This window comes from Desulfosporosinus metallidurans (assembly GCF_001936615.1).
Classification (GTDB): domain Bacteria; phylum Bacillota; class Desulfitobacteriia; order Desulfitobacteriales; family Desulfitobacteriaceae; genus Desulfosporosinus; species Desulfosporosinus metallidurans.
The window spans coordinates 216,426-233,040 of sequence record NZ_MLBF01000003.1; the positions used below are offsets into that span (position 1 = coordinate 216,426).

Annotated in this window: 15 protein-coding genes; all 15 read right to left on the bottom strand. The window is 40.5% G+C overall.

Annotation, left to right across the window (positions count from 1 at the left end; translation table 11 throughout):
• Positions 1–12 precede the first annotated feature (12 nt).
• Positions 13–2,208 carry a chemotaxis protein CheA gene (locus DSOL_RS03780; protein WP_075363549.1) on the bottom strand — a complete coding sequence of 732 codons (2,196 nt, stop codon included), beginning with the start codon at positions 2,206–2,208 and terminating at the stop codon, positions 13–15.
• Positions 2,209–2,415: 207 nt separating this feature from the next.
• Positions 2,416–3,030, bottom strand: a complete 615-nt coding sequence (locus DSOL_RS03785; protein ID WP_075363550.1) for a hypothetical protein — start codon at positions 3,028–3,030, stop codon at positions 2,416–2,418.
• A complete protein-coding gene (fliS, locus tag DSOL_RS03790; RefSeq protein WP_075363551.1) occupies positions 3,030–3,431 on the bottom strand; it encodes a flagellar export chaperone FliS in 402 nt (133 codons plus the stop codon). The genes DSOL_RS03785 and fliS overlap by 1 nt, the downstream gene beginning before the upstream one ends.
• A gap of 14 nt (positions 3,432–3,445) precedes the next feature.
• A complete protein-coding gene (gene fliD / locus DSOL_RS03795; RefSeq protein ID WP_075363552.1) occupies positions 3,446–4,906 on the bottom strand; it encodes a flagellar filament capping protein FliD in 1,461 nt (486 codons plus the stop codon).
• Positions 4,907–4,920: 14 nt separating this feature from the next.
• The gene (locus DSOL_RS03800; protein ID WP_075363553.1) at positions 4,921–5,289 is read right to left on the bottom strand and encodes a flagellar protein FlaG; all 369 of its coding nucleotides are present in this window, start codon (positions 5,287–5,289) and stop codon (positions 4,921–4,923) included.
• 106 nt (positions 5,290–5,395) lie between these two features.
• A complete protein-coding gene (locus DSOL_RS29435; protein ID WP_075363554.1) occupies positions 5,396–6,916 on the bottom strand; it encodes a flagellin N-terminal helical domain-containing protein in 1,521 nt (506 codons plus the stop codon).
• Between the two features lie 199 nt (positions 6,917–7,115).
• Positions 7,116–7,862 carry an acylneuraminate cytidylyltransferase family protein gene (locus DSOL_RS03810; RefSeq protein WP_075363555.1) on the bottom strand — a complete coding sequence of 249 codons (747 nt, stop codon included), beginning with the start codon at positions 7,860–7,862 and terminating at the stop codon, positions 7,116–7,118.
• A 4-nt stretch (positions 7,863–7,866) separates the two neighbouring features.
• Positions 7,867–9,033 (bottom strand): UDP-N-acetylglucosamine 2-epimerase, encoded by a 1,167-nt coding sequence (gene neuC, locus DSOL_RS03815; RefSeq protein ID WP_075363556.1) that lies wholly within the window; start codon positions 9,031–9,033, stop codon positions 7,867–7,869.
• Positions 9,030–10,028: an N-acetylneuraminate synthase gene (gene neuB, locus DSOL_RS03820; RefSeq protein WP_075363557.1), complete on the bottom strand. Its 999-nt coding sequence runs from the start codon at positions 10,026–10,028 to the stop codon at positions 9,030–9,032. The genes neuC and neuB overlap by 4 nt, the downstream gene beginning before the upstream one ends.
• Positions 10,021–10,665 carry an acetyltransferase gene (locus DSOL_RS03825; protein ID WP_075363558.1) on the bottom strand — a complete coding sequence of 215 codons (645 nt, stop codon included), beginning with the start codon at positions 10,663–10,665 and terminating at the stop codon, positions 10,021–10,023. The genes neuB and DSOL_RS03825 overlap by 8 nt, the downstream gene beginning before the upstream one ends.
• Positions 10,666–10,669: 4 nt before the next feature.
• Entirely contained in the window at positions 10,670–11,719 is a 1,050-nt protein-coding gene (locus tag DSOL_RS03830) for a sugar phosphate nucleotidyltransferase (protein WP_345788357.1), read from the bottom strand.
• Between the two features lie 8 nt (positions 11,720–11,727).
• A complete protein-coding gene (locus tag DSOL_RS03835; protein ID WP_075363560.1) occupies positions 11,728–12,894 on the bottom strand; it encodes a LegC family aminotransferase in 1,167 nt (388 codons plus the stop codon).
• Between the two features lie 20 nt (positions 12,895–12,914).
• On the bottom strand, positions 12,915–13,898 hold the full coding sequence (locus DSOL_RS03840) for an NAD-dependent 4,6-dehydratase LegB (RefSeq protein WP_075363561.1): 984 nt from the start codon (positions 13,896–13,898) through the stop codon (positions 12,915–12,917).
• A 107-nt stretch (positions 13,899–14,005) separates the two neighbouring features.
• The gene (locus DSOL_RS03845) at positions 14,006–15,874 is read right to left on the bottom strand and encodes a motility associated factor glycosyltransferase family protein (RefSeq protein ID WP_075363562.1); all 1,869 of its coding nucleotides are present in this window, start codon (positions 15,872–15,874) and stop codon (positions 14,006–14,008) included.
• The gene (locus DSOL_RS03850; protein ID WP_075363563.1) at positions 15,861–16,469 is read right to left on the bottom strand and encodes a hypothetical protein; all 609 of its coding nucleotides are present in this window, start codon (positions 16,467–16,469) and stop codon (positions 15,861–15,863) included. The genes DSOL_RS03845 and DSOL_RS03850 overlap by 14 nt, the downstream gene beginning before the upstream one ends.
• Between the last annotated feature and the right edge of the window lie 146 nt (positions 16,470–16,615).

Genomic DNA, 16,615 nt, shown 5'->3' on the forward strand with positions numbered 1-16,615 from the left:
AGGACTAATCTTTTAGTTTTTGCGCATGACTAGAACGTCTTGAATTAGAGAGCCGATATCGAGAATTAAGGTGACTTTGCCATCCCCGAGAATCGTGGCGCCAGCAATGCCCGGGAGGTTATTGAGAAAATCGCCCAGCGATTTAATTACAACTTCTTGTTGGCCTCGCAGTTCATCCACGATAAGCCCTAGGGCTTTATCCCCAAAGCCAACCACAACCACGAAGACTTCGCTACTAGCCGTCTCCGGAGATGGAAGACCAAATTTTTCTTGTAATGAAATTAAAGGCAACGTGTTTCCGCGAAGTTGAACCATCGGCAACCCGCCCACTGTTTTAATGTCCGTCCGATTGACCAGAAGGGTCTCCAAGACAGAGGAGAGAGGTACCGCATAAATTTCTTCCCCAACTTCAACGAGAAGAGCCTGAATAATGGCTAAGGTCAAGGGCAAGCGGATCGTAAAGGTGGTCCCCTTACCTTTGTTGGTCGTGATATCAACCATACCCCCAAGATTATTGAGGGCCTTTTTCACAACATCCATTCCAACACCCCGACCAGAAATATCTGTTACCTGATCTGCCGTGCTAAACCCGGGCAGAAAGATGAGATTAGAGATATCACGTTCTGTGAGTTCCTCTCTCTCTCCCACCAAGCCCTTGGAAACCGCAATCTTCCGAATTTTATCGAGATCTAAACCTGCCCCGTCATCGGAGATCAGAATAGCAATATGATTACCTTCATGATAGGCATCCAGCGTAATCGTGCCATGTTCCGGTTTACCTGCCGCGCGGCGTTCTTCCGGAGATTCGATCCCGTGATCCACCGAATTCCGGATGAGGTGCATTAATGGATCCCCAATCACTTCAACAACCGTCTTGTCCAGTTCAGTGTCTTCACCCTTTTGGACAAGTTCTATCTCTTTCCCGGTCTTCTTGGCAAGATCACGAACCAAACGAGGGAACCTACTAAACACAGTCCCAATCGCTACCATGCGCAGGCGCATGACACTCTCTTGAAGATCATTCATTAAACGACCCAAATAAACATTGGCCTCGTTTAAATTATTAACCATATTATCCGTACTGTACTGGGTTTTAAGATCTAGCCCAATTTGCACTAAGCGGGTCCGAGTAATGACCATTTCTCCTACGAGGTTAATGAGATTATCCATCCGAGCCGTATCCACCCGGATCGTATGTACTTGAGTATTAGCTTCCCCACTAGAAACTTCAGCCGATGGAGCTGTAGAATTAACAGCTATCCCCTTTGGTTTATCTGATTTTTTGGGGTTGGACAAAGACATGGCAGGGGGTACGACAGTTTCCATATTCGGTATTAAATCAGGGATTAAAGCAGATGATTCAGTAACCACGGCCACATTCTCTGCCGTTTCTTCAGTTACCCCGTCGCTCTCCGGATAGGGGTGAATAACGACATCCATCAACTCAGAAATCTCTAATAATTCCCTCCGCATCTCTGCGATGGGTTCATCACAGAGTACGAGTAAATGAAAACCCTCTGCATTTCCGTCTTCAAGGTCTTCAACACTCGGACTAAGTTTGATGACTGTGCCCATTCCCTCAAGCCGCTGGGTCGCCATGACCGCACGAACCGCCTTCATAATCGTATTTGGCGCAAGTTTTACATCTACTTGATAGACACCGTACCCCATAATATGAGCATTGTTCACTTTTTCATATTCAGACTCTGATAGAGAAAAGTCTAAAGGGACAAAATCTTCCAGCGCTTCTTCTTCGTTTCCCTTTTCAGGCAGCGTGCTCACAAATGCAGCAGGTTTTTCCCCATTTAATAACCCTTTCATGGAAGAGACAACATCTTCGTAGTCAATGGTGATCTCCAGACGCTGCTCCACTTGAGCCAGCATTACTTTAACCTTGTCAGTTACTGCTAATAAAATGTCAATCATTTCTAGAGAAACTTCCATTTTACCCTGCCGCAAGCGATCCAATAAATCTTCTGCAGCATGGGTCAGAGCTACAATAGGTGTAAACCCCATTGTTCCCGAAGCTCCCTTCAAACTGTGAGCCGAACGGAAAAGATCGTTGATGAGTCCGATATTTCCTCCCTCTTTCTCCAGTTGTAAGAGTCCTGCCCCGAGCTTTTCTATCTGTTCTTGGGAATCCAACAGATAAAACTCCAAGAACTCCCCCAGATCGACCTCCTGATTTTTACCATCATCCTGGCTCATACCTTGCCACCCCTATCTTTTTCTTAAGACCTCTATTTGATATAGCTTTGTAAGTCATTGACTTAACGATACGCATACATAACTTGTCTCGCAAAAAGTACCCTTATGTAGCATTTTCTAAAAATCGACATATATATTGCCTCAAAGTAAAATTAATTCGCCATATATTTTAGAATTCCTCCAAAGAAAACCCCTAAACATCTATATTCACTTATTTTCTAATACTAGCATCAAGTTGTAACGTCGTATATAGTTGATTCTAAGAATTTCATAGGACCTTTGGGCAAAAAAATAACAGGATGCTTGGAGCAACCTGTTATTTTCTGACGAAGAAGGTTTATTTTTTTTATCTATGAAACGTGCTTCACGTGCATTTTCGGTTTGATAAGCGTGGTGAAGGCGATTTGCGCTTTGAAATCGATGAAGTTCTAGCTTTGTAGCTTCCAGTTCCATTTGCATAGTTTGACTTAGCCGATTATCGATCTCCTGAATCTCTTCTATAATTCTTTTGCTTTCACCAATCACTTCACTAAGTGCCTTCAATGAATCCTCAGAGATTTTGGTACTAAGGTTAATCAGTGTAAACTCACTTAACCCTAATGCTTGACACACAACCGCTCGTAAGTTAATACTCTCGGCTTCTTTTTGGTTTAAAGCGACAATACGCAGTTCCCGCTCTTTTACGAACTCCATTACATCCTCAACCTGAAAACCTTGCTTAATCCCTAGTTCAAAGGATTGGGTAGAATGGAGTAATTCACAATATCCTATTAATATGTCCTTATAATGTTCACAAACCTTTTGAACTCCAATATTATACATTATTTTGCACCTATACGAACCGTTCGAGCTGCTTCTGCCCACATATCACGATACAGCCGTAAAAACTCTAAAACGGGCTTCAAAAGCTCTGCATCTTTATTGATATTGGCCTTTATAACCTCATTGCGGTAAAAGTCATATAATTTATAAAGATTAGAGGCAATTTCGCCACCCTTTTCCATATCTAACGTCACCATCAGTTCAAACAGGATATCTTGAACTTTAACAAGATTTTTATGTGCTGATGAATAATCTTTCCTTTCAATTGCAATTTTTCCCTGATTCAGGAATCTAATCCCACCATCAAAAAGCATGAGCAAGAGTTTTTCTGGTGTAGCCGTTTCAACAGAAGCTTGTTTATAATTGGCATAAGCAGTTGCATTCGGTATTGAGTTTAACATTGGCACACTCCTCCCTATTTGGTGCTAGTTTGTGAAGTTAAAGAAGCAATCGCACTAGTAAGTGAAGCACCTTGGCTATTCAAGGCAGACAAAGCAGTTTCTAGATTTGCAAATTTCAATTTTTGTTGTGCCTGATAGGCTGTTGCACGTGTTTCGAAATCAGCAATTTGTGTTTTTAACTCCGTTAACTGAGTATCATAGCCTGTCTGTTGAGTTGCAAAGGTCCCGCCATACATCACCATGGGATGGAGGTAATTTTCCAAGATATTCGCCAGCCCTTGAGTGTTGGCGGTATCTGAAGAGGGGGCAACTCCTCCTGCAGCGGCTCCAAAAAGGTTCGCTACACTTTGAGGGTTAGCAGCCATAGCGGTTGCAAATTTGCTCGTATCAAAACTCAGGGTGGCATCTTTGCCATAGTTTTGAGCAGATGTACTAATCCCTATGGAACTTAGTGTTAAATAGGGTCCTGTAGGATTATTTAACGTGCCAGAAACCATGCCTCTTAAGCGTTCTTGAATCCCTTGCAACGTTTGGTCTCCGAACAGATCTCCCGCCACTTTGGTAGTGCTGTTATAACTAAGTTTTGTTGCTATAAAATCCATCGTGGAATTATATTGATCGACAAAGGCCTTAATCTTTGTTTGAGCGGTTGAATTGTCAGCAGTGACATTCAAGGTTATGGTTGATGCGCCATTATCCGCACCATTGATATTTAAGGTCACACCAGGAATAGCGGAAGTAACCGTATTTGTCGCACTCGTGATATTCTGAATCCCATTAATCGTAAGCAACGCATCTTTAGCTACTTGACTTACATTCAATGTATTGGACCCATTGAGAATCCCCAAGTCTGTCAAAACCGTGCCAGTGACATTCGCAAAACTTGCAGCATTCGCTGTACCGGTTTGCCTCGCCGTGATAGCTAGCTGATATCCCCCAGTCACCTGAACGACCGTCGCACTCACCCCAGCCTTGGCATTATTGATCGAATCAGCAATAGTTTGTAGGCTGTCTCCCGCCGCAACTGTTACCGTTTTGGCGACTCCACCTGTCGTTATGGTAAAACTTCCTGCTGCAAGCGTAGTTGCCGCAGTCGCACTGCTAACATTTTGAAGTGCACTTGTAACTGATTGCGCTTGCGCAGTATTTATGACCTTAATATTATAAACCCCTTGTACGGCATTAATCCCCGTAGTGGCACTTAGGAGATTCGTATTACTCGATGAGGCCTGTGTTGCCGTCCAAGTCGTAGAATCAGATAAACCTGTGAGGGTAGCTTCCAAAGCAGACATCCGCGTGTTGACGTCTCGCCATGCGTCCTTTTGTGTTTGAATCGTAGTTTGCTTAGTTACCATCTGGTTTTCCGGAAGTTTGTATGCTGCAACGAGACTATCCACAATTCCAGAAAAATCATACCCAGAGATCCCAGACAAAGCATTAGATACATTTGTTGAGGTTGATGAGCTGACGGACATAGTTTAGCCCCCTTTTAGACTCGTTTATCGACCATCAAGCCGACCATTTGACTGAATGAATTCATCATATCCAGAACCCTTTTCGGCGGTATTTCGTCCAGTACTTCTCCGGTTACTTGATCAATAATCTTAACCATAACACGATGAGATTTTTCATGGACACTAAACTCTAAACGCTTATCAATGATTCCCATCAGCCGATTGAGCTTTTCCGTGGCCTTTTCTACTTTTTCGCGTGGAATCTCTTCACGTGCAGAGGGAATTTCTTGCTTACGATCGACCACCGGACGAGGAGCTTCTTGAGAACGTTCCAGCTTTTGTCCAGGAAAAGCATCCAATGGGATCGTGGTGGACTGAGAATTTGGTTGAATTGGATTGAGCATGGCCTAGCCCTCCTACTTACATGCCACATCAAGCTAATAAGAATCGATACAAGAGAAGCCGACCGGCAGTGCGCCAGCCGGCTCCAAAGCCCTCTTAGATAAGCGATTATTGTAAGAGTTTGAGAATAGTTTGAGGAGCTTGGTTCGCTTGAGCCAACATAGCGACGCCTGCTTGAGCAAGAACTTGGTTCTTGGTGAACTTCGACATTTCCGCAGCCATGTCAACATCACGGATGTTGGATTCGGCTGAAGTGAGGTTTTCAGAAGAGGTACCAAGGTTTGCAATCGTATGCTCTAAACGGTTTTGCATCGCACCAAGCTTGGAACGTTCTTGGGAAACCGTGTTAATAGCTTGATCGATAGCTTTAATGGCAAGATTGGCATCTGTTTGCGTAGAAACGTTAATTCCCTTTTGGGTGATAGCATTACTTGAAACAGTTCCATCAGCCGACAGCTGAGCTGCAGTGGATGCCGTTGAGGTTTTAGTAATAGCATCGCTCTTTCCGCCAGCACTATCAAGTCCAGTAAAATTAAACGTAACTGAAGCAGTATGGTCTCCTTGACCGATAACCGCACTGGTCATGTTATTGTAAACGTTAACGATTCCTCCGATAGCTGTACCTGAACTGTTAGTTAACTGCAACTTTTTATACTCAGCTGTAACTTTGAAAGATTGTGTATCTCCTACCGCATTACCGCCACCCGTTGTATTTGTAGTAGCTGCAATTGCTAAATTCATTCCCGCGTAAGAAAAAGCACCAGAACCGGTGACAGCAACTTTTGTATAGCTATTACCGCCGTCAGTCGATACAGAAGCCGCCGATACTGTTTGCTTTAGATTTCCGGAGCCAACGCTACCAGTAGTAACAATCGAGTCAACTCTTACGGTCAAAGTTGCATCACTAGCACCGTTATAAGCTCCTGCAGTTGTTCCAGTTAAAGCTCCAGCAGAACCATTGCTTTTAGTAGCTGTTGTAGCTATAATACCACTTGATTTCGTAGCCGCAACTTCAGCCAGAGTAGAAATTTTATCGCCCGCTACCAAATCATGACCCGCTGCAGTGATGGCTGAAACACCTGTAGTAGCAGTGCCTAGACCGTATAAAACGGAGTCGCCAGCTACTCCGAGCGATTGAGCGTCCATAGCTCCAACACTTAACGTGATGTTTTGGTCTTTATTGGCACCGATTTGGAACGTGTTTTTTAATCCACCAGCTAAGAGGTTCTGGGTATTGAATTCTGTAGTGTTGGAGATACGCGTGATTTCCTTGCCTAGTTGATCTACTTCAGATTGGATTTTCTTACGATCATCTGCTGTATTGGTATCAGACGCTGACTGAACTGCGAGCTCACGCATACGTTGAAGAATACTTTGAGTTTCACTCAAGCCACCTTCACCAGTTTGAATCAAAGAGATTGCGCTTTGTGCATTGCTGGATGCTTGTTTCAAGCCACTGATTTGTCCCCGCATTTTTTCAGAAATCGCGAGACCAGCAGCATCGTCAGCTGCTTTGGTGATACGATAACCTGAGGAAAGTTTAGACAAAGAATTCTGAACTGCTTTTTGAGTGGCTGCAAGGTTGGATTGAGCATTAATGCTCCCCATATTAGTGTTGATACTCGACATAATATATTCCTCCATGTTTTTATTCGTCTCACATCCATGTGAAACGTTTTTTCGTTCAGTCCACCTGCCGGCAAGTGGAGAACTTCTTACACACTAGTTATCGAAGATTTAGCTATATATAAAAACCCCGTATTACCTTGTTTCTTTCTAAAACTCTAGATTTTTTGCCTATTTTCTAGTAAATAGATCCTCACACATCCTATTTTATAAAATATTTCTTATTTTTCCTTTGCTTTATTTTCATTTTATCCCTTTGCATAAGGAGGTACTCCGCAATAGAAAAATCAAGCATGGTATCTATATCAACTGAATTTTCCCTTGGCATTATGTAAGCAAAAGAGTTGTAATCATATATATTTTGTGATCGCAAAAAACACTCTGTTTTCACGACATAAACAGCTCCGTTAATCCTGTAGTATGTCGGCAATTCCTGTCTGTTTTTGTTTAAAGCTTCCTGACGCAGAAATCCATTGAGCGATTTACTTTCTGGCAATACATTGTACCACAAGGGAGAATGATCAGCCTCACTAACTGAAACAACAGCATCCGCATTCCTTAACATTAATGTTTCGACTGCTGCGACAATATCCTGAGATGTTCTTAGAGGCGACGTCGGTTGCAAAAGAACAAAGATATCAAATTTCTTGCCGATTGTATAATATTGGTCAAGTGCTTCCTTGACACAATCCCATGTCGAAGCTGTATCTGTAGCCAGCTTATCTGATCTTAAAAATGGAACATTTGCCCCATATTGCACTGCAATATTCGCATATTCTTGGGAATCTGTTGAAAGGAATATTTCATCGAAAATACCCGCCTCCTGGGCCTGAACTATACTATAAGCAATCAAAGGCTTCCCATTAAGAATGCGTATATTCTTGTCAGGTAAGCCCTTAGATCCGCTACGCGCAGGTATTATTGCAATTATTCGATGATCATTGAACATAGCATTATTCCCTCACATCGTAAAAGCTCTTTTTAAGGTTTATCTTGTCATTATCCAGAAAATCCTTAATGACAGCTACAATTTTTTTAGAAGTTTTCCCATCGCCATAGGGACTTATCTGATTAGCAATTTCTTGCAAAAACTGCTGCGACCTTGCCTTATCAATACTCTTGATTATAGCGTGCTTTTCCGGTTCACAAGATATGACAGATTTTGCACAAATCCTGCCTTTTTGCCTGTCTCCTATATTGATAGTAGGTTTTTTGAAACTTGGGGTTTCCATGATTCCGCTGGAAGAATTGCCAATGACCATTTCACAATATTTCATTGCAGAAAGGTATCGTAAAACGCCCATCGAAGTAAAAGCAATCGCATTTTCTTTTTCCTCGCAATAGGCGCCTATTTTGTTATTTATTGCCCGACCATTTGCATCAGCATTCACTTTTGTAAAAATGTAATTCAACCCGTTGGTCTCATCAAGAGCTGATAGAATCTCTTCAATTTGTTTTGTCGAAGTATCTTTTTCCAATGTTACCGGATGAAATGTCACAAGGGCATATGGCCGATTCAAATCAAAGCTTATGCTTCGTGCCAACTCATCTTTGGTCAAAAGAGGCATACTCAAAATATTTTCCACACCAATTGCTCCAACATTGAATACCCGATCCGGTGTTTCCCCCATATTTATAACACGCTGCCTATATTGCTCGGTCGAAGTAAAGTGCAAATAGCTCATTTTGCTTATTGAGTGACGAAAAAACTCATCAATCGCCCCCTCTGTTGTTTCTCCACCATAAAGATGAGCAATTGGTATACAAGCAACTGAAGCAGCAATAACTGCAGAAAATATTTCAAAACGGTCCCCTAACACGATTACCATATCAGGTTGGTTTCTATCAAAATACTCTGCAAACCCTATAACTCCAATCCCAATGGCCTTGGACATAGCCTTATTTGAATCATCATTTTGCAATACATCAATTTTAGCATCTATAAAAATGCCATCTGATTCTATCTCCTTATAAGTAAGACCAAAATCTTCAGATAAGTGCATACCCGTTGCCACTATTCTTACCTCAAAACTATTAGTAGCAATAACTTGCTTTATAATAGACCTTAATAGACCATACTCAGCTCGTGAGCCAGTCACTATACAAATTGTTTTTTTCATAACTCTATCAACTCATCCTCGCAAAAATCACGTTCTGCCTTCGTCCCTAGTACTTCAAACCATTTCATAGGAGAAATCCCATTCCCGGGACGCTTGACCGTTATATTATCTTCAGTAAAGATTTCATCTTTAACTATATTTCGTTTGGCGACAATGCTTTTGCGAGCTACTTCTTTATTCGGTATTTCGGATACTGATGGTCGTTTTATACCATCCCCTAAAGCAATTTCAATATTCCTGATAGCTGTCACCATAGCTTTGAGTTCCTGCGGATTAAGGCTCGCCTTATGATCTGGGCCCTCTAAACTTTTATCAAGCGTAAAGTGCTTTTCAATCACTGAAGCTCCTAGCGCTATAGCCGCAATGGGAGCTTCAATCCCTAATGTATGATCTGAATAACCAACTGCAACACCGAAACGTTCTTTCAAGGTTAGCATTGCCATGATGTTGGCATCCTCAAAAGGAGTAGGGTACTGTGTATTGCAGTGTAACAGCGTTATCAACCCTGCACCATTATCCCGAAGCACATCTAATGCCAACCCCACCTCATCTAAATCACTCATCCCCGTTGACATTATCACCGGCTTACCAGTGTTTGCAATTTTTATCAGGTACGGCAGGTTAGTTATCTCTCCTGATGGCACTTTGTATATAGGCATTTCAAGACTTTCTAAAAAATCTATGCTCTCGAAATCAAAGGGGGTCGAGAGAAATGATATCTCCTTTTCGTCACAATAATTTTTGAGTTCCCTGAAATCGCAAAAAGATAGCTCAAGTTTCTTGACCATTTCCAGCTGACTTTCGCCCGTCTCAGTAGCTTGCTTTTGATAATCAGCTTTTTGCGCCACTCTTGACACAAGACTCTCTGCTTTAAAAGTTTGAAATTTGACTGCATCTACACCTGCATTTTTTGCGGCATCTATCAATTTTTTAGCTAGTTTGATATCGCCATTATGGTTTACTCCAGCCTCGGCTATAATAAAAATGTCACTCAATAGTTCTCACCACTTTACACGGATTACCATAAGCAATGACCTTGCTTGTCACATCATGGACAACATTACTTCCAGCTCCTATTAAGCTGTTGTCTCCAATAGTTACACCTTGAATAACCGTTGCATTTGCGCCTACATGGGTACCAGCGCCTATTTTAACGTCACCGCAGATAACTGCGCCAGGCCCTATGTGTGTAAAATTATCAATACAACAACCATGTTCGATAATAGCACCAGTATTTATAATCGCCATATCTCCGATAGTACTCTTTGCATTAACTACCGTATTCTTTCCTACGTAAATACCCTCGCCAAGCCATACATTACTTCCGATCTTTGAAGAATTATCGATTATCGCAGGTAAGCAAAATCCTTTACTCTTAAGCATATAAAACAGTTTTTCTCTCAACGAAGTGTTGCCTATACTTCCAACTGTAACAAAAGCATACTCAACTCCGTTATCAAATACTGACGTTAATATGGCATCATTACCTATAACTTCATAGCCTAATACCTTCTCACCGACAACAGCGCCCGCGTCAGTTATTCCAACGATTTCGTATTTCCCATTTGATTGGATGCTATCTATGACACTGAGGGCATGTCCACCTGCACCTACGAGAACAATTTTATTCATAGACTCACACCCCCAATTCTTTCCTCATTACCTCCAACTCTTCCATCTGTCCCATATCGAGCCAGCATTTTTCGCTCACTGGGAAAACGCCTATCTTTTCGCCCAAAATTTTATGCTGCTCAATTATATCAGGGAAGCCTACTGCCTTATCATCCTCAAGCCTATCTACAACATCGGGTTCCACAACATAAAAGCCAGTATTGGTCAAAAAAGAGTATTCGGGTTTTTCTAACATTGTATCTATTTCACCGTTGCTGTCTAAATTTATTATTCCGTATGGAATCGTGAAATGTTTATATGCTGCAACAATCGTAATCATGTTTCCATTTTGTTTATGAAAGTCATAGATTTCCTTATAATTGGCTCTAATTAGTACATCACAATTAGTAAGAAAGAAGGTATTCCCCACCTTCCCCTTAAGTAGGCTAAGCCCTCCACCCGTGCCTAAAGGCATGCTCTCATCATGGAATTCTAGTTTATAATCTTTTTCCGTTTCGTTAAAGTAAGCCTTTATCATATTTTTTTTATGATTGACAATCAAATGAAACTCATTGCAATGATACTCCATAAAATGATTAATTATATGCTCCGTGATGGGGATTTCTCCAATGGGGATGAGTGGCTTCGGTAATATCTTTGTATAAGGATGAAGCCTCGTCCCTAATCCACCTGCCATTATTACGACAGGTGCAATGATAGAATGGTTACGCCCAATCTCGTAATCATGCACAAAAACAATGGATTGTATTTCGTGCTTTTCATTGACAATCGGCAACGATAATATTGACCATTTCTTCATTATTTCTCGATAATGATCCTTATCTTTTTCATATATAAACCGCGGATTATAATTGGCAATATCTTTTACTTTGTCCCCTAACTTTCCTCCGCGCAACAAATGCCTTCTAACGTCTCCGTCAGTAATAATTGCTTTCAATGTATTGTTTTCAGCAACCATCAGCATTTGCCTACCTGTTGCCTCTATCTGTTTCATCGCTTCCAGTACACTTCGCTCTTCAGCAATAAACAATGTCTCTATATCCAATAGCCCCACCCCCTCTTTTATGAAATAGCACTTATCTTTTCAATTACCTTATACACATCGTCAGCGGATAAATTGCTACTACAGGGAAGATTGACTACCCTGTTATAATAGTCAAATGCCCTCTCAATCTTATAAGTTTGGGCATGCATATATGGTTTTTGTTCATGAATAAGTCCCCATATAGGGCGGGTTTGTATATGATCGTTCGCCAAGCTTTCAATTATCTTCTTGCGGGAGTATTTTTCAGTATTTACTATATAGACGGAATAAAACCAATAATTTGGCCTTATATCGTCTCGGAAGCCCAACATCCTCAAACCGTTAATGTCATCATTTATCCTACTTTTGTATATACTATAGTTTTCTTTCTTTATAGAAATAAAGTGCTCAAGCTGTTCCAGTTGTGCGACCCCTAATGCTGCCTGCAGGTTGGTCATTCTATAATTATAGCCAACCTCATTATGTATAAAATCGACGGCATCGTCCTTGGCCTGTGTAGACAGATATTTGGCTCTTTTCATAATGCCTGTATCACTAGAGACCATCATTCCCCCGCCACCAGTAGTAATAATTTTATTGCCATTGAAGGAATACACTCCTATATCGGCAATTGTCCCAGCATATTTACCCTTATATCTACCATCTAGGTAGTAGGTTCCTAATGCCTCTGTAGCATCCTCAATGACTTTGAGGTTATATTCCTTAGCGATATCCATAACAGCTGGCATATCTACCATGTTGCCAAAAACATGCACAACAACCACTGCTTTTATATGTCTTCCAGATGAATTATTAATTAGTTTATTGTCTATTAAAGTACACTCTGTCTTACAAAACTCCTTCAATTTAGCCATATCCATGCACATAGAATCATCACAATCCATAAAAACAGGATAGGCGTTTAAATATTTCACTGGATTTACAGCAGCTATAAATGTTAGCGTTGGCACTATTACCTCATGATATTTTTCCACACCTGATAGAATTAATGCTAAATGTAAGCCCGCGGTTCCACTTTGACAGGCAACGGCCGTTCCTGCGTTTACATAATTAGCAAATTCTGCTTCATATCTGTCAATGTATGCCCCGCCAGTAGACACCCATTCGGTTTCTACTGCATCAGTTACATATTTCAGCTCGTTGCCCTTTAGGTTGGGAACTGATAAAGGTATGAACTTATCCAAAGGATCACTTCCTACATTTATTACAGGTTATAAATATCTGCTTTATATCGGCTTAAATTCTCCTTAAGAAACACAATAGTCTCGGCCAGCCCCTCTTTTAAACTGTACTCGGGCTCCCAGCCTGTAAGTTCTTTAATTTTTTCATTTGAGCCTAATAGCCTGTTTATCTCGCTTTTTTCCGGACGCAGTCTTTGCTCGTCACAAATTATCCTTGCTTGAGGGTTAATCTGATCAATTAATTCCTGTGCAAGTTGACCGATTGAGATCTCTTGCTGGGATGCTATATTAATCTCCTGCCCTATTGTTTTATCCGACCGGGCAATTTCAATAAAGCCCTGAGCGGTATCTTTTACATAATTAAAATCTCGAGTTGGAGTAAGCGAGCCCAGCTTTATTTCCGTCATTCCCGATAAAAGCTGAGTAATAACGGTTGGAATCACTGCCCGAGCGGATTGACGCGGTCCATAGGTGTTAAACGGACGTACAATGGTAATGGGCATTTCAAAGCTACGATAAAAGCTCTCTGCAAGTCTGTCAGCCCCTATTTTAGTCGCTGAATAAGGTGATTGCCCTTGGAACGGGTGCAACTCATCGATGGGAACATACTGTGCCGTGCCATAGACCTCTGAAGTAGAGGTTACGAGGACTCTATTTGTTCCCCAATCTCTTGCTGCCTGGAGCACATTCAGTGTACCTTTAATATTTGTATCAACATACGAATCAGGCGAGTGATAGCTAAATGGAATTGCTATTAAAGCCGCAAGATGGAAAACCTCATCTACCTCTTTCATTGCTGCTCTAACGCCGTTGGGATCACGGATATCCCCAGCAAATATTTCAATTTCATCCAACAACTCTTTTGGGAACGTATCAAGCCATCCCCAGCTATTAAATGAATTATAGTAAACAAAGGCCTTTACTTTTTTACCTTTTTTTATAAGTTGTTCTACTAGATGGCTACCTATAAAGCCATCGGCACCGGTGACCAATATTCTTTTAGACATATACTGACCTCCTTTGTTGTGATGATATCCCATAGGGGGAAGGATGGACAGGAAGGTAGTACTTTGTGAAAGGTTGAAACTCCAAGATCCAGTTGCTAATTCCCTTTTTACAACTTATTTGTCGTATTTAATTGCGTAGCAACATGTTTCCATGCCGCAACAACGACTTGTTCTAAATCTTTCTTGCATTCATAAATATAACTTCCCATAGCCTTTAAAACTTTTTCCCCTTTAATAATTTGTTCACGTTCAAAGCGAACATCTTGAATTGTTTTTATAGTTAAGTCATTTTGAACGCGATTCATTGGTAGTATAAACGTCTGATAAAACTTATTATTTCTAATTTTAGTAAATTCCCTATCAAATACAGGGAAAAACCTTTCTATGTTCTGTGTGTTTCTGTCCTTTATCAGAAGATCCAGCCTCCGCAAAGTATCTATCATAGATTCCATACACTTCATTAAGCTGTTTAACTCATTTTCCATAGTTAACATCCGACCATTTAAGTATTCTTGGTCATAATCGTTACTGGCTTTCGACCAGTCCTCTTTGACGATGTCCGGCATCATGTTCTCAAGAACTTCTTCGAGCAGTTTAAACGATGTGCCATTAATCTTTGCTCCACCCTTAGTGGTATTTACAAATTGGGTCCCAGGATACCGAGCAATAACGCCCTCGATACCTGTTCTCATGGATTCAAACAGCAGATTAGTCAAAATCTTATGTCCATAAACATCTTCGATCTCAACAGACTGCTGTGTCTGTTCCTCAGACATTACGCCGAGGTTATTATTTATCAGCGCACCTTCTGCATAGTATTTCTCGTTTTTAAAAGCAAGGTTCTGTCCAACAAAGATTATAGGATTAAACCCTAATTTACAAAGTAACTCCAATGTTACAACTGCAATTGAAGGTGCATCTTGAACACATTCCAAGGGACTATGATCCGCAAATCTTAAAAAGTATGATGCCATTGTATCTTGAGTAGTGATCATATGGATTTTGGGCCCTGGATAAGAAACAAGTGTTTCAAAACCTACACTGCTACCAAAAATCAGAGGAATTGTCGTTATACCCTCTTGCACTAGTTTTTCGAAAGTTTGACTATTTTTCTTTGTTGGGTCGTAAGTACATGCTAGATCAGGATATATCTCATGATTCAAAAGAACCTTAATAGCATTACCTACTGAAAAAACATAGGCTAAGCTTTTTTCTTTAATAAAACGGACTTCCTCGATATTTTCTTGAAGAGATGGGCCCGCCGCCACTAACACTGCTGGTTTATTATTAAACTTGTTCTTATCAAAATCATGTAGAATATTTGGCGTCTTAAGTACCTCTGGCAAATTAAGAAGGCTATTAACAATCCAGCGCTTTTCAAAGGAAACATTTGTGTTCATTTCTGATCTTAGATTCACAATTAACTTCAGGAAGAGTTCTGAAAAATGGTTGTATTTATCCTTAAACGCTGTCTTATAGCTCGGCAGAGTAATAAGCAAAACTCGTTGATTGACTACTTGTTTAAGGAAAAGGTTTAAATTTGTTTCCGTATCAACCTCAGAATACTCAAGAAAAATTTCTTTAAGTTGATTTATTGGCAAAGACGCTAGTGGTTTATTCGCCATAAACTGTGCGAAGATATCTTGATTAGGTTCATAAATTGAAAAAAGTAAGTTAGGATACCTTTGCATAAAAGTTTCGATATGGTAGCCCAAACCTACACCGTAAAACATAACATGACTATAATTCTCCACATCATTAAACTGTGAAACAAACCTTTCCGCTTCTTGGACTGGATCATACTTACTGTGGATATATAATGTTCTACCCTTTTCTTCAAAAGCTAAAGTGGGCATTCCGCTTTTAGTGTCAATTACCTTTGAAGCGCTTATTGGAGAAACATTGAGATTATCTATATGGCTCCAAGTCACCGGAAACTTGTCCCTTAAAAGGTTTATATTATCAATTAAGATCATTTCTTGTTACCTCTGCATCAATAGTCTTTTGAATAGTCTTTGTTAGAGTTTCGAATAAGGGAAGTATCTCGTAGTTTAACGCATCCGCGATCGAAACAGTATCCGAGTTTATAACACCTTCACTAAGACCTTGTATCAATTCTCTAAAATTAAACGACAGCGACAACATGTCATCCCAGCTCTGATAAAAAGTTACATTATTCTCTATTTCATGCACCAATTGAGCCAACCATTGTATCGCTTCCAAAAGATTATTTAATTCTAACCATGTTTCGCTCGAAGGCCCTCTATAAAAATCATCAATTAACACTTGAACCGCTGGAATATTACGGTTAAGGTAACTTATAGCTGTAATAAGCATCTCATCAAGCCACTGTTTCTTCGTCAGAACTACAACCTCTATTATATTAAGGCTAGCAATACGGTCATTTAGATAATCCTCATAATCATCTATAACTTCTTGTCCGTCTACCAAAAAATGACTTACTAAGCAATTATGGGTCTGTAGAATTTGATTAATAGTTTCCATAATAATTTTGACTGAGGTTATTTCATTTTTAAAAGTTACTACTTGATCGAGTATTATTAAGTTCATCTCTTACTCCTACTCCAATACGTATTCATTACACTTAGGTCTTTTGGGATTATCCGAACAAACACTTTCAACTAACCTGTTAGCCTTCTCTTCTCTGTTATAGCCGGAGTAATCCATAAAATCAGGCTCTTGGTCTACGTTAATCT

Bases quoted from the DNA above. Each gene is read 5' to 3' on its own strand.
- DSOL_RS03810 (WP_075363555.1), bottom strand. From the start codon at position 7,862: ATGTTCAATGATCATCGAATAATTGCAATAATACCTGCGCGTAGCGGA.
- DSOL_RS29435 (WP_075363554.1), bottom strand. From the start codon at position 6,916: ATGTCGAGTATCAACACTAATATGGGGAGCATTAATGCTCAATCCAAC.
- neuC (WP_075363556.1), bottom strand. From the start codon at position 9,033: ATGAAAAAAACAATTTGTATAGTGACTGGCTCACGAGCTGAGTATGGT.
- DSOL_RS03800 (WP_075363553.1), bottom strand. From the start codon at position 5,289: ATGCTCAATCCAATTCAACCAAATTCTCAGTCCACCACGATCCCATTG.
- DSOL_RS03825 (WP_075363558.1), bottom strand. From the start codon at position 10,665: ATGAATAAAATTGTTCTCGTAGGTGCAGGTGGACATGCCCTCAGTGTC.
- DSOL_RS03780 (WP_075363549.1), bottom strand. From the start codon at position 2,208: ATGAGCCAGGATGATGGTAAAAATCAGGAGGTCGATCTGGGGGAGTTC.
- fliS (WP_075363551.1), bottom strand. From the start codon at position 3,431: ATGTTAAACTCAATACCGAATGCAACTGCTTATGCCAATTATAAACAA.
- DSOL_RS03850 (WP_075363563.1), bottom strand. From the start codon at position 16,469: ATGAACTTAATAATACTCGATCAAGTAGTAACTTTTAAAAATGAAATA.
- DSOL_RS03785 (WP_075363550.1), bottom strand. From the start codon at position 3,030: ATGTATAATATTGGAGTTCAAAAGGTTTGTGAACATTATAAGGACATA.
- DSOL_RS03840 (WP_075363561.1), bottom strand. From the start codon at position 13,898: ATGTCTAAAAGAATATTGGTCACCGGTGCCGATGGCTTTATAGGTAGC.
- DSOL_RS03845 (WP_075363562.1), bottom strand. From the start codon at position 15,874: ATGATCTTAATTGATAATATAAACCTTTTAAGGGACAAGTTTCCGGTG.
- fliD (WP_075363552.1), bottom strand. From the start codon at position 4,906: ATGTCCGTCAGCTCATCAACCTCAACAAATGTATCTAATGCTTTGTCT.